General features: G+C 61.8%; 22 protein-coding genes. 9 read left to right on the top strand and 13 right to left on the bottom strand.

The genetic code is table 11. The features are described from left to right. Nucleotides 1-4: 4 nt before the first annotated feature. Entirely contained in the window at nt 5-418 is a 414-nt protein-coding gene (locus tag BM400_RS12135; protein ID WP_089839403.1) for a cobalamin B12-binding domain-containing protein, read from the top strand. Between the two features lie 49 nt (nt 419-467). On the opposite strand, the gene BM400_RS12130 is transcribed toward BM400_RS12135, so the two are convergent. The 6 genes from BM400_RS12130 to BM400_RS12100 all read right to left on the bottom strand — a co-directional run bounded on the left by BM400_RS12130 (nt 468) and on the right by BM400_RS12100 (nt 5731). After that, the gene (locus tag BM400_RS12130) at nt 468-1196 is read right to left on the bottom strand and encodes an SDR family oxidoreductase (RefSeq protein WP_089839402.1); all 729 of its coding nucleotides are present in this window, start codon (nt 1194-1196) and stop codon (nt 468-470) included. A gap of 30 nt (nt 1197-1226) precedes the next feature. Next, a complete protein-coding gene (locus BM400_RS12125; protein ID WP_089839401.1) occupies nt 1227-1658 on the bottom strand; it encodes an acyl-CoA thioesterase in 432 nt (143 codons plus the stop codon). A gap of 26 nt (nt 1659-1684) precedes the next feature. After that, nucleotides 1685-2455: an enoyl-CoA hydratase/isomerase family protein gene (locus BM400_RS12120; RefSeq protein WP_089839400.1), complete on the bottom strand. Its 771-nt coding sequence runs from the start codon at nt 2453-2455 to the stop codon at nt 1685-1687. Continuing rightward, nucleotides 2452-3324: a beta/alpha barrel domain-containing protein gene (locus tag BM400_RS12115; RefSeq protein ID WP_089839399.1), complete on the bottom strand. Its 873-nt coding sequence runs from the start codon at nt 3322-3324 to the stop codon at nt 2452-2454. The genes BM400_RS12120 and BM400_RS12115 overlap by 4 nt, the downstream gene beginning before the upstream one ends. A gap of 380 nt (nt 3325-3704) precedes the next feature. Continuing rightward, nucleotides 3705-4025, bottom strand: a complete 321-nt coding sequence (locus BM400_RS12105) for a hypothetical protein (protein WP_089839397.1) — start codon at nt 4023-4025, stop codon at nt 3705-3707. Beyond that, complete coding sequence (locus BM400_RS12100; protein WP_089839396.1) at nt 4022-5731, bottom strand: acyl-CoA carboxylase subunit beta; 1710 nt, start codon at nt 5729-5731, stop codon at nt 4022-4024. Before BM400_RS12100 ends, BM400_RS12105 begins: the two co-directional genes overlap by 4 nt. 56 nt (nt 5732-5787) lie before the next feature. Between BM400_RS12100 and BM400_RS12095 the strand changes: the two genes are divergently transcribed. Further along, the gene (locus BM400_RS12095) at nt 5788-6162 is read left to right on the top strand and encodes a DUF3592 domain-containing protein (protein ID WP_089839395.1); all 375 of its coding nucleotides are present in this window, start codon (nt 5788-5790) and stop codon (nt 6160-6162) included. 8 nt (nt 6163-6170) lie between these two features. Here BM400_RS12095 and BM400_RS12090 read toward each other — a convergent pair whose 3' ends face one another. Further along, nucleotides 6171-7841, bottom strand: coding sequence for an L-lactate permease (locus BM400_RS12090; RefSeq protein WP_089839394.1), 1671 nt, complete (start codon nt 7839-7841; stop codon nt 6171-6173). A gap of 65 nt (nt 7842-7906) precedes the next feature. Between BM400_RS12090 and BM400_RS12085 the strand changes: the two genes are divergently transcribed. Then, complete coding sequence (locus BM400_RS12085) at nt 7907-8569, top strand: peroxiredoxin-like family protein (RefSeq protein ID WP_089841839.1); 663 nt, start codon at nt 7907-7909, stop codon at nt 8567-8569. 59 nt (nt 8570-8628) lie between these two features. Here BM400_RS12085 and pgi read toward each other — a convergent pair whose 3' ends face one another. Beyond that, on the bottom strand, nt 8629-10254 hold the full coding sequence (gene pgi, locus BM400_RS12080) for a glucose-6-phosphate isomerase (protein ID WP_089839393.1): 1626 nt from the start codon (nt 10252-10254) through the stop codon (nt 8629-8631). 259 nt (nt 10255-10513) lie between these two features. Between pgi and BM400_RS12075 the strand changes: the two genes are divergently transcribed. Next, nucleotides 10514-11365 (top strand): IclR family transcriptional regulator domain-containing protein, encoded by an 852-nt coding sequence (locus BM400_RS12075; protein WP_089839392.1) that lies wholly within the window; start codon nt 10514-10516, stop codon nt 11363-11365. A gap of 4 nt (nt 11366-11369) precedes the next feature. Here BM400_RS12075 and hpxZ read toward each other — a convergent pair whose 3' ends face one another. The 3 genes from hpxZ to BM400_RS12060 are packed head-to-tail and all read right to left on the bottom strand — an operon-like array spanning nt 11370 to nt 13128. Beyond that, on the bottom strand, nt 11370-11750 hold the full coding sequence (gene hpxZ / locus BM400_RS12070) for an oxalurate catabolism protein HpxZ (RefSeq protein WP_089839391.1): 381 nt from the start codon (nt 11748-11750) through the stop codon (nt 11370-11372). Continuing rightward, a complete protein-coding gene (locus tag BM400_RS12065) occupies nt 11747-12679 on the bottom strand; it encodes an acetamidase/formamidase family protein (RefSeq protein ID WP_089839390.1) in 933 nt (310 codons plus the stop codon). Before BM400_RS12065 ends, hpxZ begins: the two co-directional genes overlap by 4 nt. Then, the gene (locus BM400_RS12060; protein WP_089839389.1) at nt 12676-13128 is read right to left on the bottom strand and encodes a RidA family protein; all 453 of its coding nucleotides are present in this window, start codon (nt 13126-13128) and stop codon (nt 12676-12678) included. The genes BM400_RS12065 and BM400_RS12060 overlap by 4 nt, the downstream gene beginning before the upstream one ends. A gap of 81 nt (nt 13129-13209) precedes the next feature. On the opposite strand from BM400_RS12060, the gene BM400_RS12055 reads away from it, so the two are divergent. The 5 genes from BM400_RS12055 (at nt 13210) to BM400_RS12035 (ending at nt 18444) form a co-directional block, all read left to right on the top strand. Then, the gene (locus BM400_RS12055) at nt 13210-14079 is read left to right on the top strand and encodes a c-type cytochrome (RefSeq protein ID WP_141223909.1); all 870 of its coding nucleotides are present in this window, start codon (nt 13210-13212) and stop codon (nt 14077-14079) included. Continuing rightward, nucleotides 14076-14573, top strand: a complete 498-nt coding sequence (locus BM400_RS12050) for a DUF2165 family protein (RefSeq protein ID WP_089839387.1) — start codon at nt 14076-14078, stop codon at nt 14571-14573. Before BM400_RS12055 ends, BM400_RS12050 begins: the two co-directional genes overlap by 4 nt. Next, the gene (locus BM400_RS12045; protein ID WP_089839386.1) at nt 14570-15529 is read left to right on the top strand and encodes an ABC transporter substrate-binding protein; all 960 of its coding nucleotides are present in this window, start codon (nt 14570-14572) and stop codon (nt 15527-15529) included. The genes BM400_RS12050 and BM400_RS12045 overlap by 4 nt, the downstream gene beginning before the upstream one ends. 279 nt (nt 15530-15808) lie before the next feature. Further along, nucleotides 15809-16819, top strand: a complete 1011-nt coding sequence (locus BM400_RS12040) for a hypothetical protein (RefSeq protein WP_175529005.1) — start codon at nt 15809-15811, stop codon at nt 16817-16819. A 47-nt stretch (nt 16820-16866) separates the two neighbouring features. After that, the gene (locus tag BM400_RS12035) at nt 16867-18444 is read left to right on the top strand and encodes an MBOAT family O-acyltransferase (protein WP_089839385.1); all 1578 of its coding nucleotides are present in this window, start codon (nt 16867-16869) and stop codon (nt 18442-18444) included. 54 nt (nt 18445-18498) lie between these two features. Here BM400_RS12035 and BM400_RS12030 read toward each other — a convergent pair whose 3' ends face one another. Together BM400_RS12030 and BM400_RS12025 are read right to left on the bottom strand one after the other, a co-directional pair. After that, nucleotides 18499-19380, bottom strand: coding sequence for a type I phosphomannose isomerase catalytic subunit (locus tag BM400_RS12030; protein ID WP_089839384.1), 882 nt, complete (start codon nt 19378-19380; stop codon nt 18499-18501). Between the two features lie 22 nt (nt 19381-19402). After that, a complete protein-coding gene (locus tag BM400_RS12025) occupies nt 19403-22246 on the bottom strand; it encodes a bifunctional YncE family protein/alkaline phosphatase family protein (RefSeq protein WP_245781842.1) in 2844 nt (947 codons plus the stop codon). Between the last annotated feature and the right edge of the window lie 42 nt (nt 22247-22288).

Genomic DNA, 22288 nt, shown 5'->3' with positions numbered 1-22288 from the left:
CGTGATGCATACGACTCCAATCCGCGTGCTGGTGGCCAAGCCCGGGCTCGATGGGCACGACCGTGGCGCGAAGATCATCGCACGGGCGCTGCGCGATGCGGGCATGGAGGTTATCTACACCGGGCTGAGGCAGACGCCGGAGATGATCGTCTCGGCTGCGCTGCAAGAGGATGTGGACTGCATTGGGCTTTCGATTCTTTCGGGAGCGCACAATGCGATCGTGCCGCGGATTACGGCGCTGCTGCGCGAGGCGAAGGCGGAGGACATTCTGCTGGTTCTGGGAGGCACGATTCCAGAGGCGGATATCGCGGGGCTGAAGGCGGGTGGAGTGGCGGCGATCTTCGGGCCGGGCACACCGCTGGAGACGACGATTCAGTTCATTCGCAAACATACGAAGCCGCGTACGCTGGCATTTTGAGCAAGGAAAAGCGGCCACCGCGCGGTGGCCGCTTTTTCTTCGATGAGAGTTACCAGGGCAGCGTGTCCTGCATGTGGAAGAAGCCGCCGCTCGGGCCGTCTTCGGGCAGGGTTGCGAGCCAGACTGAGGTCTTGGCACCGTCGGGGATCTCCATGGGTGCGGCGTCGGTGCCCATGTCGGTCTTGACCCAGCCTGGATGGGCGGAGTTGACCTTGATGCTGGTGCCGGAGAGTTCGTGCGCGAGGTGGATGGTGAAGGAGTTCAGCGCAGCCTTCGAGGTGTCGTAGGCGAAGGTCTTGGCGTCATAGATCGGCGAGCCCTTGGTGGCGTGCAGGGTCAACGAACCGAGAATGCTGGACAGATTGACGATGCGGCCGGCGCTGCTCTTCCGGAGCAGGGGCAGAAGGGCCTGAGTGAGCGCGATCGGTGCGAGGACATTGGTCTGGAAGGTCTGCGACAACATCTCCTGACTCGTGGTGCTGGTGCGGTTGCTCAACCCCATGCCATCCAGCAGGACTCCTGCGTTGTTGATGAGGATGTCGAGCTTGCCGAATTCCTTCTCGATGTAGGCCGCAATCGCCTCGCGATCGCCTGCGTTGTCGACATCGATCTTGACAGCACGCACATCCAGCCCGGCGGCCTTCAGCGGAGCCGCTGCGGCTTCGCCCCTGGCCAGGTCGCGTGAGCCCAGCAGGACGGTGATCCCCTGCTCCGCGAGCTGCTTCACTGTCTCAAGACCAATCCCTTTATTTGCCCCGGTTACTAGCGCTACGCTCATTGCCTGTCTCCTTGTGCCGTTCGAAAGCGGCTACAGAGATGGGATGAGAGCGGCGCGAAAACGCTCCGCATATTTCTCCGGGAGAGAGCGCTTTTTCATGTCCTTGCCGACGACGACGTGGACGGTATAGCCCTCGCAGAGGAGGGTCTCGTCCGCAAGACGCACAATCTCATAGCCAAACTTCACGACAGCGCCACGAGCGCCGGTGACGCGCGTGCGTACGATGAGTTCGTCGTCGTAGCGGGCCGGTGCGCGATAGCGGCAGTTTGCCTCGACCACCGCGATGCCGCAGCCTTCTTCGCGCTCCATCTCCTTGTAGTCGAGGCCCATCTGCCGCATCAGCTCGGCTCGTCCTACCTCAAACCAGACAAGGTAATTCGCGTGATAGACCACACCCATCTGATCCGTCTCCGCATACCGGACGCGGATACGGGCCTCGCCGACGACTGCATGTTCACTCATCCGTCGATTTTACCGAACGTTCCCGCCTAGCCCCAGACCGGCTTCCGCTTCTCGAGGAACGCGGCCACGCCCTCCTTGAAGTCATGGGTACAGCGGGCTTCGGCGTTGGCTTTCATGGACGCTTCGAGCGCCGCATCGAGCCAGGCCTTGTTCTGCGCGGCCAGCAGGGCCTTGGTCGCGCGCATGGACTCGGGACTGTTCGCTACAAGCGTCTTCGCAATCTCAGCTACGCGGGAGAGTAAGGCCACGGGTTCGACGATCTCCGTGACGAGCCCGAGCCGGAAGGCCTCTTCGGCGGCGAAGAGTCTGCCGGTCAGAAGAAGGTCGCGCGCGCGCTTCTCGCCAATCTGCAGGATGAGATAGGCCGAGACGAGGGCGGGCACGAAGCCGATGCGGGCCTCGGTGTAGCCGAACTTCGCCTCGGGTACGGCGAGGGTGAAGTCGCACATCGTCGCAAGGCCTGTGCCGCCGGCGAGCGCGAGCCCCTGCACCGCCGCGATAGTCGGCTTGGGGAGTTCGTACATGGTCCGAAACATTGCGGAGATACGGGCCGCGTCCGCGGTATGCTCGGCTTCGGTCTTGTCGTTCATCCCTTGCAGGGACGCGAGATCCAGTCCGGAGCAGAAGGCGTCACCCGCGCCGGCCAGCACGACGACACGGCAGGCGGGATCCGACGACGCATCGTGGAGCGCGCGGATGAGCGCCTCCTGCATCTCGACCGTGAGAGCGTTCTTGCGATCCGGCCGATTCAGCGTAATCGTCCGAACACCTTCGGTCTCATCGACCAGGATCGTCATTGCACTTTAGCTCCAAACTTCTTTTCGATATCTTTGGCTGCGGCCAGGAGCCCGTCGAGAGGGCGCATCGGGCCGATCTCCGCGCCGAGGGCCTTCAGCTCTGCGATCAAGAGTTCGGTGGGCAGATTGCCGACCAGGGCATCCTGCGCGAAGGGACAGCCGCCAAAGCCGCCGATGGCTCCATCGAAGCGGCGGCACCCGGCGTTGTATGCAGCGCGGACCTTCGCGGCGGCATCGGCCGGACGCGCGTGGAGGTGTACGCCGATCTCGACGCCATCGTGCACCGCGAGGACATCGCTGACGACATCGGCGACGATCTTCGGCGTGGCGAGACCGACGGTATCGGCGAGTGAGATCTGACGGACGCCGAGGTCGACCAGGAGATCGCAGGCCGCTACGACCTCGTCGATATCCCACGGGTCGCCGTAGGGGTTTCCGAAGGCCATCGAGATGTAGGCGACGGTGTCGATGCCCTGCTTGTAGCCGAGCGTCCCGATCGCCTCAAGGGCTTCGAGCGCTTCTTCCGGGGTCTGGCGCTGGTTGCGTTCGAGGAAGGTGGGGGAGACGGAGTAGGGGAAGCCGAAGGCCTGCACGGACTCGGTCTTGATGGCGCGTTCGGCGCCCTTCTCGTTGACGACGATGCCGATCAACTCGACGTCGTCGGGGGGATCCAGATAGCGGAGGACGACCTCCGAGTCGGCCATCTGCGGGACGGCTTCTTTCGAGACAAAGCTGACGGCGTCAATGTGCTTGAAGCCGGCGGCGATGAGGACGCGCAGGTAATCGGCTTTTACTTCGGGGGGGATCGCTCCGGGCAGTCCCTGCCAGGCATCCCGCGGACACTCCACAATCTTGACCAACTCCGTCATCCTCTCTCCGTAGACCACCGCACTACTATCTCATTTCAACGCCTGGTATGGCGACGGATGGCCCAGAAGATGTCGACAAAGAAAGACGACAAACACACCAAGACTGTGAGGACCCAGCAAAGAGCGATCACTCGTCCTGTCAGGGTCGTTTCCGGTACCCAGTCGCATGGAGTGAAAGCAACGAATCCATCCCGTGCAGGCACGGAAGCCTTCGCTGCGATCGGATGAGTCTTGCGGTATGTATCGCAGGGCTCGTTCATGCTTCGTGCTTCAAAATACAAAGGCACAAAGAGCAGGGCCGAGAGCACGAAGAAAAGGATCGTCTGCCTGGATAGAAAACCGAATAGGATCACTGTTCTCAGATAGCTCAAGGTATTCTTTCACTCTTCCAACCGCCGCTGCCCTCGCTTGAGCCGGCGCCAGTTCACAAAATCCCCGATGCCTCGCATCAGGAAGGTTACGACGAACGCGCCTTCCGCGATGCACGCCGATTGCATATAGATCGTCTGCCGGGGATACCATTCCGCGCATGGGACGGCGACCGACTCGGCGCCCATCTCGACGGTCTGGGTCGGCTCCTCTTTCGTATCGCCATGCAGATAACGATAGCAACTGTCCGGGTGCCATGCGTCCCACATCGCGATGCCGCTGCCCAGAAGCAATGCGAACAGAAATGTCCATAGCGTGATGCGCGAGATCATGTCTGCATCACTCCGGGGTTGTACGTTGGCACATCGCTGTTCAGGGACGCGGCTTCGAGAGCCGTGATCAATACCTCGCGGGTCTTCGATGGATCGATCAGGGCGTCGATCCAGAGGCGAGCTGCACCGTAACGGGGATCGGCCTGGGCGTCGTAGCTGGCTTTGATCTCTTCGTAAAGAGCCTTTTTTTCATCTTCGGTGAGGACCTTGCCGCCACGCTCCATCTGCGCGGTGCGGATGCTGGCGAGCGTGCTGGCGGCACTGGCGCCGCTCATGACGGCGTAGCGCGCCGTGGGCCAGGCAAAGAGGAAACGGGGGTCGTAGGCCTTGCCGCACATCGCGTAGTGGCCTGCTCCGAAGCTGCCTCCAAGAATGACGGTGATCTTGGGGACGACGCTGGTGGAGACGGCGGAGACCATCTTCGCGCCGGCCCGGATGATGCCCGACCATTCGGCGTCCTTGCCCACCATGAAGCCGTTCACGTCATGCAGGAAGAGGAGAGGTACGAGGCTCTGGTTGCAGTCCATGATGAAGCGGGCGGCCTTCTGGGCGGCGTCAGTGTAGATGACGCCACCAAACTCGGTGCGTTTGGTTCCGGCTGCGGGGCCCATCGCGACGGTGGTGCTCTGGTTGCTCTTCTGGTTGGCTACGATGCCGACGGCGCGGCCGCCGATGCGACCGTAGCCGCAGACGAGCGTGCGGCCGAAGTCGGCCTTATACTCGTCGAACTCCGAGCGGTCGAGGAGGCGGGCGAGGACTTCGCGCACGTCGTAGATGTTACTTGCGCCCGGGACTGGATCGAGCAAACCGAGGAGGTCTTCGGCCGGGAAGGCCGGGCCATCCGTGGAGGGGTCGAAGGGAATCTGCGAGAAGACGCCGTGGGGATCGCGCTTGCCAAGCTTGCCGACGAGAGAGCGGATTCTTGCGAGGCAGCTTGCGTCGTCCTTCTCCTTGAAGTCGACGGTGCCGGAGATCTCGGCGTGCATGGAGGCACCACCAAGTTCTTCAGCGCCCGTTACCTGGCCGATCGCGGCCTGCACCAGGGCGGGACCGGCGAGGAAGAGGCCTGAGCCTTCGGTCATCAGGACTGTGTCGGTCATGACCGGCAGGTAGGCTCCGCCGGCGACGCACATGCCCATGATGGCGGTGATCTGGGGGACGCCGAACGAGCTCATCACGGCGTTGTTGCGGAAGACGCGACCGAAGTCGTCGGTGTCGGGGAAGACCTCGTCCTGGAGGGGGAGAAAGACGCCGGCGGAGTCGACCAGGTAGATGGTCGGGATGCGGTTTTCGAGGGCGATGGTCTGGGCGCGGAGAACCTTCTTGGCGGTCATGGGAAAAAAGGCGCCGGCCTTCACGGTGGCGTCGTTGGCGACGATCATGCAAAGGCGACCCTCTACTCTGCCCAGCCCGGTGACGACTCCGGCGCCGGGGGCTCCGCCGTACTCGGCGTACATGCCGAAGGCGGCCCAGAGGCCGAGTTCGAGTAACTCTGTGCCTTCGTCGATGAGGCCGGCGATGCGCTCGCGGGCGGTCATGCGGCCCTTGGCTCGCTGTGACGCGGCGGCTTTTTCTCCTCCGCCTTGCCGGATCGTGGTCTCCTGCTCCGCGACGGCTCCCATCAGAACGGCCAGTGCCGCTTTGTTCGCCGCAGCCTTCGCGGCAGTCGGATCAAGCTTCGAACTCAGTGCATTTTCAAACGACATTCGTTTTAACCCCGGAAACTCGCGAAGCATAGCATGTCCCTTTTATACTCGGCTTCATGTACGAGACGCCGGCCTCGCACCCGAAGAAACACCACAAGGCCAGTTGGATTCCGACCGTAGCTACGGTCTACTCAGTGGTATGGTTCGAGGCTTCGCGAAATAACTACGCTCATTACGACGTTACCTTCTCGTATCGCGTGAACGGCGAACTGGAAACCGGCCACTTTACCGATTACACCAGTGAAGCCGACAGCTACCTGAAACGTGGTGATGAGATCGAGGTGCTTTACAACCCTGCGAATCCTTGCAAGACGTATTACCCATACGTCCACACCGCTACGAAACGCCGCTTGATCGCCTGTGGATTAGGCTTCGCACTCGGTGCGGTCGCGCTCATTCTCTCTCTGTTGCATGGGAAGTCCGGCAGGTAGCGAGACTGCTACCCCAGGACCATCCGGTTCAGCCACGGCAGATACACCACCAACATGACGATGATGCCCATGAGGCAGGCGAGCGCGAAGCTGTGCAGGAAGACGAACCGCAGGATGGTTCCTTCCTTACCGTAGATGCCGGTGGCGGTGCTGGCGATCACGACGCTCTGCGGCGCGACCATCTTGCCCATGACGCCTCCTCCGGAGTTGGCCGAGGCCATCAGGGCGGGTGAGATGTGCAGCTGCTGGGCAGTCAGCTTCTGCAGGCTGCCGAAGAGCACGTTCGAGGAGGTGTCGGAGCCCGTCGATGCGGTTCCGAGCCAGCCGACGAGCGTTCCGAAGAAAGGGTAGAGGAGGCCGGTGCGGGCGAAGGCCAGGCCGAGCGTCGCGTCCAAGCCGCAGAAGCGGGAGACGAATCCAAGTGCCATGAGGGCCGCGATCGTGATCACAGTAAAGCGGGTGTTGAGCACGGTCTGCCACAGGACCTCGCCCACCACCTTGACCGGCAGGCGCATGGCAAAGGCGGCGATCAGCGCGGCGATGAAGATGCCGGTGCCGGTCGCGGAGAGCCAGTTGAAGGCGAAGACCGCAGCCTCTGCCGCGGCGGTGGGGACGGCTGGGGGCATGCGGAACACGACGTGATCGAGGCCGGCGATGACCCAGCGGACGGCGCTGAAACCGTCGAGCCAATGGCCGAAGGCCGGCGTGCCCCAGATGGTGACGCAGAGCATCAGGATTGCCCAGGGGGTGCCTGCTGTGAGCACACGCCTTCCCTCCCCTGCGGTCTTGACCACAGCGTCGCCTGTGACGTCTTCGCAGCGGGCGTTCAGGATCCGCTTCGGCTTCCAGACACGCAGGAAGAGGATGAGGGCTGCGATCGAGAGCAGAGAGGCGCTGAGATCGACGAGCCACGGGCCGTGGACGCGGGCGACAAAGAGCTGCGTCGCCGCAAAGGTTCCTCCAGCGACGAGAGCGGCAGGCCAGACTTCCAGCATCGCTTTGAAGCCGGCGAAGGTCCAGATGACCCAGAAGGGGACCATGACGCAGAACGGCACGAGCAGGGCTGCGATCACGCGGGTGAGGATGAGGGTGTCGATGCCTGTCACGCCGTGGAGGGCGGTGACCGGAATTCCCAGCGCGCCGAAGGCCACCGGAGCTGTGTTGGCCAGAAGAGCCAGGCCTGCAGCTTGCAAAGGCGCGAAGCCCAGGCCGAGGAGGAGGGTGCTGCAGACCGCTACGGGAGTTCCAAAGCCGGCGGCGCCTTCGAAGAACGCTCCGATTGAAAAGGCGATGAGCAGGAGCTGCAGGCGGGAATCGCCGGTCACGTTCATCAGGCAGTCCTGAAGCATCTGAAAGCGTCCGGCGCGCACGGTAAGGCCGTAGAGGAAGATGACTGGGAAGATGATCCAGAAGATGGGGAATAGACCGTAACCCGCGCCGTATGCTGCTGCCTCCGCCGCGAGCTTTCCGGGCATATGAAAGGCGAGCATGGCGACCAGAAGTACGGTTCCAAGACCCATGAGAGCCGAGAGGTGGGCCTTCATCCTGACGACCGCCATGCAGGTGAGGAGCACAAGGAGAGGAAGCGCGGCCAGCGCGGTCGAGACAAGCCAATGCCCTGCCGGATCGTACCGCTGCTGCCAGACCGGAAGCTCCAACGCCAGACAAAATGTATTCATATCGATGCAGGCTATTATCGGGGGACACGGCGGGTCTGGCAAACAGATAAACTGGAATGAAGCCCATGCCTCTCCAAGACCAACTCGACCGCATTACTCAGAACACACGGGCTCTCGTCCAGGCCGAGCGCCTCGCCGTCTCCGAAGCCGCTACCGCCGCACTCTTTCAGACCGGCATTGAAGACCGGATAGCCCCTGTAGGTTCCATTGCTCCCACGTTCACGCTTGCGGACGCGCTGACCGGCAAGCCGGTTCACCTGGCCGATGTGCTTTCGCTGGGACCGGTGGTGTTGAAGTTCTTTCGCGGGCGCTGGTGTCCTTATTGCGTGACGGAGCTGGAGATCTGGCGCGATCTCTATGCCGACGTGCGTCGTCGCGGGGCGTTTCTGCTGGCGATCTCGCCCCAAACTCCGCGGCAGAACGACTTTACGCTGCAACAACACGAGCTGCCGTTTCCGATTCTGTCGGACCCGGGCGCGCAGGTCTCGCATGCTTACGGGCTGGCCCATACGATTCCCGTCCCCCTGCGGAACTACTACCGGTCGATCCTGGTCAATATTCCTTTTGCAAATGCAGGCCTTACGTATGACACAGCTACAGAGGCCAGTTGGACGCTGCCCTTGCCGGCTACGTTTCTTGTCAGGCAGGACGGTACGATCGCGTTCGCCGAGGCGCATGCGGACTTTCATGTGCGGCCTGAGCCAGCGGATGTGCTTGCACTCCTCTAAACGCAGAAGAGCCCGCTCCGGAATCGAAGCGGGCTCTGATTGTCGTTCGCGAGCGAGGTCTACTTATTCGCCCGGTACTTCTCGATCAGACGGTTGGTCGAGGTGTCGTGCTTCAGCTCTCCTGTGCCTTCGAGCTCACCGAGGATGCGCGTTGCCAGCACTTTGCCCAACTCCACGCCCCACTGGTCGAACGAGTCGATGCCCCAGATCGTTCCTTGCGTGAAGACTGCGTGCTCGTAGAGAGCGATCAGAGAGCCAAGCACTGCGGGTGTCAGCTTTTCGGCCAGAAGGATGTTCGATGGGCGGTTGCCCTCGAAGACCTTGTGCGGCACCAGAGCTTCGGGGACGCCCTCTGCCTTGACCTCTTCGGCGGTCTTGCCGAAGGCCAGGGCTTCGGCCTGCGCGAAGACGTTCGCCATGAGCATGTCGTGGTGGCGTCCGAGCGGGTTCAGCGTCTTGTAGAAGCCGATGAAGTCGCAGGGGATGAGGCGCGTTCCCTGGTGAATGAGCTGGTAGAACGAGTGCTGGCCGTTCGTGCCGGGCTCGCCCCAGTAGATCGGGCCGGTCTCGGTTTCGACGTGCGTTCCAGCGAGTGTGACGTGCTTGCCGTTCGACTCCATCGTCAACTGCTGGAGGTAAGCCGGGAAGCGCTTCAGGTACTGCTCATAAGGCAGCACGGCCATCGTCTGGGCATCGAAGAAGTCCGTGTACCAGACGGTCAGCAGCCCAAGCAGTGCGGGCAGGTTGTTCTCAAAGGGCGTGGTGCGGAAATGCACGTCCATGGCGTGGAAGCCGGCGAGCATCTCCCTGAAGGCATTGGGGCCGATGGCTACCATGGTCGAGAGGCCGATGGCGGAATCCATGGAGTAGCGTCCGCCGACCCAGTCCCAGAACTCGAACATGTTCGCCGTATCGATGCCGAACTTCGACACCTCCTTAGCGTTGGTTGAGATGGCGACGAAGTGCTTCGCGATTGCGGCATCGTCCTTGAGCGAGGCGAGGGCCCACTCGCGAGCAGAGTGCGCGTTGGTCATGGTCTCGAGGGTCGTAAAGGTCTTCGAGGCGACGAGGAAGAGCGTCTCATCCGCGCTGAGATCTTCGACCGCTTCAGCAAAGTCCGTGCCATCCACGTTCGAGACGAAGCGGAAGATGATGTCGCGCTGGCTGTAGTGCTTCAGAGCCTCGTACGCCATGACCGGACCAAGATCGGAGCCGCCGATGCCGATGTTCACGACATTCTTGATCTTCTTGCCGGTATAGCCCTTCCACTCGCCCGAGCGGACACGATCGGCGAAGTCGGACATCTTGTCCAGCACCGCGTGTACCGGCGGAACCTGGTCCACGCCATCGACGAAGATCGACTCGCCCTTGGGAGCGCGCAGGGCTACATGCAAGACAGCGCGATTTTCCGTGGTGTTGATCTTCTCGCCGGTGAACATCGCTTCGATGTGCGTCTTCAGTCCCGACTCCTCTGCCAACTGCACGAGCAGCTTCAGCGTCTCGCCGGTCACGCGGTTCTTCGAGTAGTCGAGGAAGAGGCCTGCCGCCTCGGCCGTAAACTTCTCACCACGCGAGGGGTCTTCGGCGAACAGCGTCCGCAGATGCACCTCCTTCATCGCTTCCGCGTGCTGTGCCAGGGCCTTCCATGCCGAACGCTCACTCAGGGGGGTCGCTGCTGTCGTCATTCCGTTGCTCCTTGAATCGTTGTACATCTTCACCAGACTACTATCCCCGCCCCCAAAGGGGTGTGAACGACCCATCATTCCGGGCGATCTTGTGTTGAGGAACTCCCCGCTCTCCGAGGCAGGGCGCGGGGGAGACGGCCACGTCTTGCCAAGGCCTGCCTGTGCGTTTATCGTAGTAAGTGTCCGGCTACCGAACCGGGCACCCCAACAGGGCCCAAGCAGTCCCACCGCAAGACCGAACCAGCAAGGAAGCAAACGGATGCCTCTCCCCCTTACGCCCGCCGCTCCCACCGCAGAGAAGCCAGAGCTCCCCGCACCTCCAGCAACGCCTGCAAGCTCACTCGACGTTTACACCGGCGACCCGAACTTCATGACGTCGCTTGCACGTGGATTGATCGTCATCCAGGCCTTTTCACAGGCCACGCCGCAGATGACCATCTCGCAGCTCTCGGTCAAGACCGGTCTTTCGCGCGCCGCAGTCCGCCGCTGCCTCTACACCCTTACCAAGCTTGGATTCGCCGGCGCTGAAGATGGTTCGCGTTATTCACTGCGTCCGCGCCTGTTGACCCTCTCCCAAACGTACACGACGTCGAACTCCCTCTCGAGTGCGGCGCAACCTATCCTGGAGCGCATGTCGGCAACGCTGCGCGAAAGTTTCTCGGTGGCCACGCTGGACGGGGATGACATCGTCTACATCGCCCGAACCGCGGGCACGCGTGTGATGGCTGTCGACCTGCACATTGGATCGAGGCTTCCCGCCTACTGCACCAGCATGGGACGCGTTCTGCTCGCTTACCTGCCGCCCGATGAGCTAGAAACGTATCTGGCCCGCGCCGTTCTGACGCCGCACACCACCCGGACCATCACGTCGGTCGAGAAGCTGCGTCTGGCTCTGCGCAACGTGCGCCGCAACGGCTATGCGCTGGTCGATCAGGAACTGGAAGTCGGGCTTCGCTCGCTGGCCGTGCCGGTGTATGGGCCATCCGGACGGGTCGCCGCCACGGTAAACCTCTCCGGCAACGCGCCACGCATGCCGGTGTACGACATGCAGACCCGCTTCCTGCCGTATCTGCGCAACGCCGCGCTGGAGCTGGGAGCGTTTCTACGCTAGCCTTTCAAGGCAGAAGCGAGACGTGCGCTGCGACGATGCGCCAACCTTCCGGCAGCCTAACCCACACCTGTGACTGACGCCCGCGAACCAGCTTCGCGGGCGTTTCGCGTTCGAACTCCAGTGTGACGCTGCCGTAGTCTTTACCGAAGGTGACGATGTCCAGCCGGACGACCTTCCGCATCAGTCCCACGGCGGGTCTTGCCTTGCGAAAGGCCTCGATCTCTTCGATCCCGTAGAGGTTCTCGGTTGCTCCGAAGCGCATCGCGAACTCCGAAGCCCAGAACATCTTTGTCAGGATTTCGACATCATTCTCCACCAGCGCCGTCTCGTACAGCGGATAGAGCGCTGCAAGCTCCGCGTGGACTTCAGGGTCGTTGACGATCAAAAGAGGCTCCTCTCGGGCAGAATGGACTTGGCCAGCGCCGCGCTTACCGTCACCATGGGCCTGTTGACGACCTGGCTCAGACGCAGCTTCATCGCCACCGAGCAGAGCACATAGGCCTGCACCGGCTCGAATCCCCAGCGCACCACCAAAAGATCGATCATCCGCGATGTGGCGGCCTGTGCCGTAGCGAAGGCGTCGGTGCCGGATTCAACCACCACCCAGGCGGGACCATCTTCACCGGTGCGCGGTGCGGCCTCGATGACCGGACCGGCCAGTGTCTTGTTTTTGTGCAGCGCAAATCGCAGCGTGACGTCCGCCGGGCACTCCATGCCGTTGATGCAGACCTCGCCATCTCCCTGCGCGGCGTGGGCATCGCCGCAGGAGAACAGGGCGCCGTGGACCATCACGGGCAGATACAGCGTGGCTCCGGCGCTCAGCTCGCGCACATCCATATTGCCGCCGAAGGCTCCGGGCGGGCGCGTGCGGAACTCACCGGCGTCTGCCTGGGCGACTCCCATGACGCCGCAAAAAGGACGCAAGGGCACGACCGCAGGGGCGAGCGAGCGTGAGACGTCTCCCTCCAGATGCCAATGGAAGAGATAGGGCTCGGTGAAGCGCTCGTCGAGAAATCCGAGTCCCGCGATGACGCTTGTCCAGGCCCAGCCCTTGTGCGCGACATCGAGCACATCGATCTGCAGGACGTCGCCGGGTTCTGCCCCTTCGATCAAGACCGGGCCGGTCAGAGAGTGGATCTTGGTGCGGTCAATGGCGAGGAAGTCCGCTACCGTCGACCCCGGTTTGACCTGGCCGCCGCTGGCGTCGGTGCATTCAAAGAGGACTGTGTCGCCCGGCGCGATGGACAACCGGGGCAGCAGGTCCTTGTTCCAGACGGAGTGTGTGGGTTCCGCCGCGAGACGATGCGTCGTCAAATCGCCACCACCATCTGGACCTCGACGAGAGCATTGCGTGGCAGCGAGTTCACGCCGATGGCGGCTCGGACGTGCTTCCCTGACTCACCGAAGACCTCCTCGAGAAGATCGGAGAAGCCGTTGATCACCTTTGGAGGATCGGGAAAGCCATTCACGGCGTTCACATAACCGTTGACGCTGACGACCTGCTTGATCAGGTCGAGCGACCCCAGATGCTTCTTCAGCACGGCAAGCTGCGCGAGGGCGCAACCCCGCGCGGCGGCGTATCCGTCTTCGACAGTCTTATCCGCTCCGACCGTGCCGGTGATGACCCCGTTTTCGTCCTTCGAAATAACGCCCGACAGATAGACCAGGGAGCCGACGGTCTTCGCCGGGATATAGTTCCCTCCCGCCGACGACGTCGCCGGTAACACCAAACCTCGATCCGACACTACTTTTTCAAACGACATTGCGATCTCCTATGGCTCCGTACTCTATCACGGCGCAAAAATCTCTATGGCCCGCCTGCGACTTCCCGGCTACTATGCCTTATGGAGCGACAATGGAGCCTTTCCCACCTGCCTGCGTTTTGCGTGCTGCTCCTCTCTGCCTGCCTTCCGGCCTTTGCCCAGCGTCTTACTCTGCAGCCGACTCGGCATTCCCCCGACGATCTTGAGGTTACAGGACTTACGCTTTCGCCCGGGTATCTGACACGGGCTGCGTTGCTGCGTCTGCCGCAGTCCACCACCATCGTCGACCACGATCCCGACTTCCCCGGGCTCAGCTTCCATGTGAGCGGCGTGCGCCTGGAGACACTGGCCAAAGCTCTTGGCGTTCCAGCAAAAGACGATCTTATCGACGCCCAGTGTACGGACTTCTACCGCTCCCATTATCCGGCGGACTATATTGCCCGACATCATCCCATCCTGATCCTGAGCATCGAAGGCAAAACCCCGGCGGCTTGGGCCAAGGCGGCCCATACGGACGATCCTGGCCCTTACTTCGTCGAGCACGCGGACTACACTCCGAGCTTCCAGGTCCTGGGCCATAGCGATCAGCGGCAGGTTCCGACCAACGTCGTTCGTCTGAACATCTCTTCCACGGAAGCCACCTACGGCCCCATCACACCGCCTGGGCCGGCAACGCAACAGGTGGATCAAGGGTTCACGATCGCCAAACAAAACTGCCTCCGTTGCCATGCCGAGGGGTCGGTCGGGGGAAGGAAGTCTCACTTTACCTGGCAGATGCTCGGCGCGATTGCAAAGAATAGCCCCAACGACTTCTCACGATACATCCTGAACCCCACCAGCGTGAACACAAGCGCCACCATGCCGGGCAATCCTTCCTACGATGAAGCTACCCGCGCCGCTCTCACCGCTTACTTCCAGGCCATCGCCCAACAGGAGCCCACACGCCGATGATCCTCCGTCTCTCGAAGTGCATCCTTCTGGCCGGCGTCTCGTTCTTCTTCACCCTGGTCGTCTTCAACAATCTCGCGGACTACAACGCCAACTACCAGTTCGTCCGCCACATCCTGATGATGGACACCATCTTCCCCAACAGTCCGAGCCTGTGGCGAAGCCTCCAGAGTTCCACTCTCCACACGCTCTTCTATCACTCCATCATTGCCACGGAGGCGGTCATTGCTCTCGTAAGCTGGTGGGGAACGATCAACCTGCTCCGTGCCATCCGTGCGACACCCGCCGCCTTCCAGCAGGCGAAGTCGGTGGGCACCGTGGCGCTGACCCTGGCTTGCAGCCTATGGCTCGTCGCCTTCCTGACGGTGGGCGGAGAGTGGTTTCTCATGTGGCAGTCGCATGGCTGGAACGGGCAGGAAGAGGCCTTCCGCATGTTCACAATCTGCGCCTTCGTCCTTGTCTACCTCACCTTGAGTGAGCCCGAGATCCGCCTATGACGCTGAAGCCCATCGCCTTCTGCCTACTCGTTGCGCTTACCGGCTGTAAGCCCAAGCCGCCCGCGAACGGTCTGCTTCCGATCACGCTCCAGACCGACTGGTATCCGCAGCCGGAGATGGGTGGCTTCTACGAGGCGCAGCTCCAGGGCCTGTACAAACAGGCCGGCCTCGACGTCACGATCGCTCCGGGTGGCCCGACAATCGTCGGCGAGCAGATGGTGGCGACCAACACCGCGCAGTTCTCGATGGGATCGTCGGACAAGGTGCTGACCTCGGTGTCGCAGGGGATTCCCCTCGTCGCCGTGGCCGCCACCATGCAGCAGGACCCGCAGGCGCTGATGGTGCATGCTGCATCTCCGGTGAAGACCTTCGCGGACCTGGAAGGCAAGACGATCGCTGCGAAACCGGGATCGACATGGTTTCAGTATCTGCTCAGCCGCTTCAACCTTAAGAACGTCCGCGAGATCCCCGCTACGTATTCGGTGGCGAACTTCCTGCAGGATCCGAACTATATCCAGCAGGCGTTCGTGACGTCCGAGCCCTACTTCGCCAACAAGGCGGGATCGCAAGTCCGCACGCTGCTCATCAGCTCGACCGGCTACCAGCCCTACCGCGTGATCTACACCTCGCGACGGTTCCTCATGCAGCATCCCGACGCCGTGCAGAAGTTCGTCGACGCCTCCATGGCGGGATGGAAGGCGTATCTCGCAGACCCGGTGCCGGTGGATGCCGAGCTCCAGAAGCTGAACCCCGCGCTGAATATCGAACAGATGAAGTTTTCCGTGGAAACACTGAAAGCAAACCACTTCGTCGATGGAGATGGCACTCCGGACTCGCATCTCGGCCACTTTACGCACCAGCGTTGGGACGCCCTCTATCAGCAGCTCCTGGACCTCAAGGTCATCACGCACCCCATCGACCCAAGCACCGCGTACGTGACGCGCTTCGCCCCCTAAACGCAACCAGGTTCGTGGCTCCCCTCTCACCGTCCGCTCACGGGCGGCGTGCTTTTTCGTCTTACAAGCAGACCGCGAGATGCGTCTTCGACGAAATCGACACAATATTTTCGTGAAGAGAACCCGCAATTGGAAAAACAGCGTCTAGACTTGTGACACGCTGAGCGGGTCGAAACAAGTCACCTATTTAGAAAAGGATGCGTCGCTATCTATACTGCACAGCCGCCCGCCCACAGAGGCTCCCCGACGTCTTTCTCGCTTCGCTACTGCCTCCTTGTCGTGATTCTCCCGCTTCTTGCGATTCCGGCCTTCATCGTTCTCGGCCGGTCGGATTTTTTCCTTCACCACGGTGCCAGCGTCTGGGTTCAGTCCAACGATGCGGTCTTTGACATGCACGACCGTGACTGCGACGTTCTCGTCTTCGGCGATTCTACCGCCATGACGGGCATCAACCCCGATGTGGTCCAGAGCCACACGGGCTACAAGACCTGCAATATCGCCGTGACCAATGCCGTCCTCGCCGTCACGAATAACCTGGCGCTCGATTCGTTCCTGGCACACAATGCGCGGCCACGGATTCTGCTGGTGCAGCTCTCTCCCGACGACTTCCAATCCTCCAGCCACTCCTGGCACCAGACGATCTACGCGGAGGGCCTGCTCGAGCTGCTTCGGCATGGTGCGCCCTCGGTCGTCCGTCGCACCCTCGTGACCCATCCGCAGGAGGCCGTGGCCTTCGCCGGGTACGCGGCTGGTTTTACCGCCTACTATTCCATCAAGGACGTCTGGTTTCACGTCACCCATCTTCGCTCGGAAGAAGACAATGTCCGGGTACGCAACGGCTTTTTTACCCCACCAGCCAAAGCGCGTACCTTCTGCGATCCCAGCGAGGCCTTCGCCGATCCGACCGAGGGAGCTTTCTCCCGCTCCATGGTGCAAAAGCTTCGTACGGATTACGGGGAGCGCAGTGGCCTTGTACTCGTGAACGTTGCGCCCATTCCCTCCTGCGACCAGAACCTGGCGGCCTATGAGGCCGAGTTGGATGGTGTCACCAGCAACTCGCTGCTTCCGTTGCCGATCGGTCTGTTCAACGACGGACGTCACTACACCGCGATGGGTTCGACCGTTGTTTCGCGCCTGATCGCCAACGAACTCAACGAGCAGGTCAGCCAGAACCCCGACCTCGACGAACGCGTCTTCGAAGGCTCCGTCAGCCCAGCTCTGCGCCGGACGAGCTATAAAGCTCCCGGCAAATCGCCCTCTCCCGTGCGGGAACACCGCCAGGGAGAGTAAGGACGAGCTTCACCAACGGAAGATTTTCAGTCCTGCTTCAAAACGCCATGCTCTTCAATTCTTTCAAGTTCATCTTCGCCTTTCTCCCCATCACCATGCTGGGCTTCCATCTTCTGGGCCGGTATGGGCGGCGTCCTGTCATCCTGTGGCTGGCGGTCATGTCCGTGGTCTTCTATGCCGTGTGGAACCCGGTGTTTGTGCTCTTCCTGCTGGGCTCCATCATCGTCAACTATCTGGTGGCCCGTCTCATTGCCAGATCACCGGATGGCTCACCAGCGCGCCGCCGGCTGCTTGCTGTGGGCATCGTCCTGAACCTGTTGCCGCTCTTCTATTTCAAGTACCTGTTCAAGACCCTCCTCCTGGCAAACTGGCTTCACCTGAGCCACGCCACGCCGCATCCCATCCTGCTTCCGCTGGGCATCTCGTTCTTTACCTTCACGCAGATCTCCTACCTGGTCGACCTTGCGCAGGGACAGGCCGAGCGGCAGGATTTTCTCTCGTACCTGCTCTTCGTCACGTTCTTCCCGCACCTCATCGCCGGGCCGATCCTCCACCACAAGGAGATGATGCCCCAGTTCGGCCGGGAAGAGTCCACGGGAGCCCCGGCACGGCGCTTTTCGCTCAACCCGAACGACGTCTCGCTTGGTCTGACCTGGTTCCTGATGGGTCTGACGAAGAAAGTGCTCATCGCCGACAAGCTGGCACCCACGGCCAACCTGGCCTTCGCCCACGCGGGCAAGCTCGATGCCGCCAATGCCTGGACCGGACTGATCGTCTATTCCATGCAGCTTTACTTTGACTTTTCGGGTTATTCCGATATGGCGCTTGGACTTGCCCGCATCTTCTCTATCCGCTTCCCGCTGAACTTCGATTCGCCCTACAAAGCAACCAGCGTCACCGAGTACTGGCAGCGCTGGCATATGACCCTGACCCGGTACATCACCCTGTATCTTTACAACCCTCTGCTACTGGCTGTGCAGAGGCATCGTTTGGCAACCGGCAAGAAGATCTCGCGCAAGGCCCTCGCGACGCCCGGAGGCTTCGCCGCGATGGTCGCCTACCCCACCCTTGCCACGATGCTGGTCACCGGGCTCTGGCATGGCGCGGGGCTGCAGTTCCTGATCTTCGGCCTCATTCACGGCGTGTATCTGACCGCGAACCAGGCGTGGCGCCACTTTCGCCGTAACACCGCACCTGCCGAACAGCCTATGGGAATCCTCAGGCTCAGCATGATGGCTGGCGTGTATCTCCAGGTATCCTTTGCGCTTATCTTCTTCCGGTCAGACTCGCTGCCAGCTGCTTTCGGCCTGATCGGCGATCTTGCGGGCCACCACGGGCTGGGTCACGTCGGCTCGCTGCTCGAAGGTTCGCTGGCCTTTGCCCTGTTTCCCATCGTCTGGTTCTTTCCGAACACGCAGCAGATACTGGGCCAGGAGACCGGCCCTCACGGCTTCTCGCCCGTTGCCGGAGCAGCGGACGGCATGAATCCCGTGCCCGCACCGACCCTGCTCCGCAGCTTCCGGTGGGCTCCCACGCTGAGGTGGGCGCTAGTTATGGCCGTACTCTTCTTCGCGGTCCTCGCAAACCTCGGGACGAACGCGCCCTTCCTCTACTTCCAGTTCTAGGCGATAAAACGGGCTCACGGGAGACCGTGAGCCCGCCACTCCAGCAAGGCAGTCTTACGCCTCCGGAGCCACGCACCGCACGAATCCAGCCGCTCCCGAGACGGTCACCGTTCCGATCGGGCAGATCACGGCTTGTCCGGGAACCAGCTCAACCTCGGATCCATCCGCGCCGTGGACGACCGCCTTGCCCGACAGCCCCACCAGACAGCCGATGCCGGCAAATTCGACCACTGTCTCCGCGACGATCTCGAACCGATCCACGACGAAGTACCGCTCCTCGATCAACCGGACGAATCCATCCATCGGCCGCGGAGCCCGCTTTCCGGCGGTGGTCTTCAGCTTCGTGACCGCCAGTCCCTGCTCCAGGTGCATCTCACGGGGACGCCCGTAGTCGTACAGCCGGTAGGTAATATCGGAGGTCTGCTGCACCTCGAGCAGGGTCACGCCGGGCCCGATGGCGTGGACCGTGCCCGCGTCGACGAAGACCATGTCGCCGACGGAGACAGGCACCATCTCAATGAGGTCTTCCATCGTGCCGGCAGGACCGGAGGCGCGAAGCTGCTCGAGGGTAACGCCAGGCTTGATCCCCAGGGCGACGGTCGCACCTGGATCGGCGTCGAGCACATACCAGCACTCGGTCTTACCGCGCGCCTGCCCGATCGCCTGGGCCTCGGCGTCGTTGGGGTGTACCTGTACGGAGAGCTTCTCCTCCGGAAAGAGAATCTTCACCAGCAAGGGAAAGTTCGGCGCTACTTCGGCCAGCATCTTGCCTCTGTCGTCGCCGGTCAGGATGACGGACTCAGGACCGCTGAGCCATGCCTCACCGATCAGTTCCTTTACCTCTACATCGGGATACCACGGAGCCAGCGTCCGCCGCCCCCAGATACGTTCACTGAACTTAGGCTCAAGCCGAAACGGAGTGTTTATCGAAGTCATATCTCCAAGGATACAACCGGCGCTAGTCATCATCGTCCTTCCTGGGCTTCTTCCTCTTCTCCTTGAGCATCGCCGGCGCGGCCTTGTCGCCCATGGCATCCTGCCAGAGGATCAGGTTCAGCTTCTGCGTGTCCGCCCGGTCCGCGTGGCGGAAGTCCATCTTCGCCGAAGCCTTCTGCCCGGCCTCGGCAACCGCTGTCGCCGCCTTCGCAGGGTTAGCCGTGTAGATGAGGTGGTTGTCCCGGTTGCGCCAGTCCACCTCAAAGGGAGGCTGATCGCCCGCACCGGTAAACGCCGTCGACATGAGCGACGCAAAGGCGTCGTTGTTGTTCATCGGAGGCAGGCCGAGCACAGTCTCCATGGTGCGGATCATCGAGACTGTTGAGTAAAAGCGGCTATCGACCATGGGAGCCTTCTGCGCGTACTTGCTCACAATCAGCGCCACGCTGCGGTGCGCGTCGACGTGGTCGGCACCGGCCTGCGCATCGTCCTCCAGAATGAAGAATGCCGTGTCGTCCCAGTAGGGCGAGTGCGATACGGCGGCGACTGCACGCCCGATTGCCAGATCGTTGTCCGCGACAGAGCTCTTCGGGGTGGGTCCACCCGCGGTCGTCCCCGCGGTGTGATCGTTTGCCAACCGGAGCATCACGAAGTTCGGCATCGTGTCGTTCCCTGCCTTGCGATCCGCGACCCACTGTTTGAGGTGCCGTTCAAAGACCTCAGCGCGAATCTGGTCCGGGATGCGCAGATTGAAGTCCGGCTGCTCCACGGCGAAGTGACCGACAAGCTCAGGCTTCGTCGCCTTGTTGGAGGCCATCAGTGGAATAGCCCACGGCCACTTGTTCACGCCGCCGCCCCATGCCTCCGGCATGGCACCCCCCGGCTCAACCTGGCTTGGGCTGCATGCGCGCATGGCGCCCGGCATGGCGCCCGCCTGCGGATCGACCGCCCTGCTCCAGTTCTTGTCGCTGCAGAAGATCGAAGAGATGTATTCGCCAAAGTGGTAGAGCGTCTTTCCATGCGCCGCCAGATTGCCCCAGAGATATCCGCTCTGTGGTTCGTTCACATCCGCGATCTTCTGCTCCAGCGGATAGCCGTCGGCGACCACACCTTCATAGTCGTAGGTGCGCGAACTGCCTCGATAGCTCTGCTGCCACGTCTTCTCCAGGTAGTCCGTCCCAATGGCGGCGTTCGACCAGACGTGCCCATCGCCCGACACCTCACCCGAGTCAAAGAAGTTGTCGTACACGCCGAAGCGCATTGCCATCGCATGCTGATTCGGCGTGATGTCCTCGCCGTACATGGTCAGCGATTTATCGCCGTTGCCCACCGGGAGATCGCCGAACTCCTGGTCGTACGTGCGGTTCTCCTTGATGATGTAGATCACGTGCTTGATGGGATTCGTCCCTGCGTGAAACGGAATGGTCTCGGCCGCAGCCTTCAGCTTGTTGGAGGCGACGACCTCGGCGGTATACGCCGGCAGCTTCGCCTCAGCAGCCTTCAAGTCAATCGTCGCCAAAGAACCATGCAACAGCGTAGCGATGTAGGTGCCTGGGCCTGGCCTGACCGGCTTCATGCCCGGAACCTGCCGCTGCGGAAAGTTATTTGGGCCGGTACCGCGGCCCTTGTCGGTCGCGAGGTAGAGCGTCTCGCCCGTGCCGGAAGAGACGGTAGCAAGCGACATCGGCATCCACTCCGTGGGGATGAAGCCCATCGGCTCAACCATTCCGTGCGACGCCGCCTTGCGTGTCATCTTTGTGGCGTCCAGCACAGCCACGGCGTCCGAGCCGAGGTTCGCGGCGTAAACTCTCTTTCCATCCGCCGACACCGCCACCGCAGAAGGCTCCGCTCCGAAGTACGTCTGTCCGGGAAGGCGCAGGTCGAAGAATCCGCGCGTGGCAAACGCCCCCTTGGCCAGGTCGATGACCCCGACCGCATCGCGATTGGAGAGAGCGACATAAAGCGTGTTGCCGTCAGGGCTCAGCGCGAGGTCGCAGGCGTGGGAGCCGGGCTTCACGGGATTGAGAGGCTTCAGCAAATCCACCTTGCGCCCCACCCGCTTCTTCTCAAGATCCAGCTCGACGACCTCGCTCGCGTTCCAGAGCGCGACGAACGCTCGCTTGCGATCCTTCGAGACTGCCAATGCAATCGGGAACGTCCCGGGCACCGCATCACTCTCGGAGAGGTCAAACCGATGCGTGATCGCTCCGGTGGCGGCTTCGATCATCAGGACGTCGTCCGACAGGTTATCCGCGACCAGAAGGGTGGAGAGATTTCCATCTCCTGGCAACACCGCAATCGCTGCTGGAAAAGGCACACCCATCGCTCCGTCCACACCACCGATCAGCTTGGTTCGCCGATTGCCGGTAAGCTTTTGTAAGGGAATAGGCAGAAACCTCTCCGGCGTCACCTTTCCCGCGTCGAAGCCGTAGACAACCACACCGCTGCCGGTATTGTCTTTCCCGTCGCCTACGGGGTTGGACGTCGAACCCATGCTTGCGTAGAGGTGCTTCCCATCGAGGCTGAATGCAAGGCCTGAATACAGAGTCTGCTTCGCCTTCTCGGGTGTTCGGGCATCCGGAAAGTCCTCGATCTTGCCCGTCTGCGTGTCCAGAACGGCGATCGACTGTTCGTACTTCGATTCGTACGCGCCATACCCCGCGTTGACGGTGACCACATACCGTTTGTCGGGCGAAACCGCCATCGACATCGGCAGAGAGTTGATCTTCTGCGGAGCCCCCGGTACCACGCCAAGCGTCTTCGAGCTGGGCAGGTCAATCTCGTGCGCCTGTCCGTATAACGAGGGTGTGAGAAAGAGCGCGGCCAGGGCGAGTGATCCGGGAGAGAGGGTTCGGACGGAGATCATGCCAAGTAAGGTATCAAAGCGACTGTAAGGGACCATTACAAA

Origin of the sequence: Granulicella pectinivorans, assembly GCF_900114625.1 — a bacterium.
Lineage (GTDB): Bacteria > Acidobacteriota > Terriglobia > Terriglobales > Acidobacteriaceae > Edaphobacter > Edaphobacter pectinivorans.
Note: the sequence above shows the minus strand (reverse complement) of the source record. Positions and strands in the feature narration are given on the sequence as shown.

Bases quoted from the DNA above. Each gene is read 5' to 3' on its own strand.
- BM400_RS12135 (WP_089839403.1), top strand. From the start codon at position 5: ATGCATACGACTCCAATCCGCGTGCTGGTGGCCAAGCCCGGGCTCGAT.
- BM400_RS12130 (WP_089839402.1), bottom strand. From the start codon at position 1,196: ATGAGCGTAGCGCTAGTAACCGGGGCAAATAAAGGGATTGGTCTTGAG.
- BM400_RS12125 (WP_089839401.1), bottom strand. From the start codon at position 1,658: ATGAGTGAACATGCAGTCGTCGGCGAGGCCCGTATCCGCGTCCGGTAT.
- BM400_RS12120 (WP_089839400.1), bottom strand. From the start codon at position 2,455: ATGACGATCCTGGTCGATGAGACCGAAGGTGTTCGGACGATTACGCTG.
- BM400_RS12115 (WP_089839399.1), bottom strand. From the start codon at position 3,324: ATGACGGAGTTGGTCAAGATTGTGGAGTGTCCGCGGGATGCCTGGCAG.
- BM400_RS12105 (WP_089839397.1), bottom strand. From the start codon at position 4,025: ATGATCTCGCGCATCACGCTATGGACATTTCTGTTCGCATTGCTTCTG.
- BM400_RS12100 (WP_089839396.1), bottom strand. From the start codon at position 5,731: ATGTCGTTTGAAAATGCACTGAGTTCGAAGCTTGATCCGACTGCCGCG.
- BM400_RS12095 (WP_089839395.1), top strand. From the start codon at position 5,788: ATGTACGAGACGCCGGCCTCGCACCCGAAGAAACACCACAAGGCCAGT.
- BM400_RS12090 (WP_089839394.1), bottom strand. From the start codon at position 7,841: ATGAATACATTTTGTCTGGCGTTGGAGCTTCCGGTCTGGCAGCAGCGG.
- BM400_RS12085 (WP_089841839.1), top strand. From the start codon at position 7,907: ATGCCTCTCCAAGACCAACTCGACCGCATTACTCAGAACACACGGGCT.
- pgi (WP_089839393.1), bottom strand. From the start codon at position 10,254: ATGACGACAGCAGCGACCCCCCTGAGTGAGCGTTCGGCATGGAAGGCC.
- BM400_RS12075 (WP_089839392.1), top strand. From the start codon at position 10,514: ATGCCTCTCCCCCTTACGCCCGCCGCTCCCACCGCAGAGAAGCCAGAG.
- BM400_RS12060 (WP_089839389.1), bottom strand. From the start codon at position 13,128: ATGTCGTTTGAAAAAGTAGTGTCGGATCGAGGTTTGGTGTTACCGGCG.
- BM400_RS12055 (WP_141223909.1), top strand. From the start codon at position 13,210: ATGGAGCGACAATGGAGCCTTTCCCACCTGCCTGCGTTTTGCGTGCTG.
- BM400_RS12050 (WP_089839387.1), top strand. From the start codon at position 14,076: ATGATCCTCCGTCTCTCGAAGTGCATCCTTCTGGCCGGCGTCTCGTTC.
- BM400_RS12045 (WP_089839386.1), top strand. From the start codon at position 14,570: ATGACGCTGAAGCCCATCGCCTTCTGCCTACTCGTTGCGCTTACCGGC.
- BM400_RS12035 (WP_089839385.1), top strand. From the start codon at position 16,867: ATGCTCTTCAATTCTTTCAAGTTCATCTTCGCCTTTCTCCCCATCACC.
- BM400_RS12030 (WP_089839384.1), bottom strand. From the start codon at position 19,380: ATGACTTCGATAAACACTCCGTTTCGGCTTGAGCCTAAGTTCAGTGAA.
- BM400_RS12025 (WP_245781842.1), bottom strand. From the start codon at position 22,246: ATGATCTCCGTCCGAACCCTCTCTCCCGGATCACTCGCCCTGGCCGCG.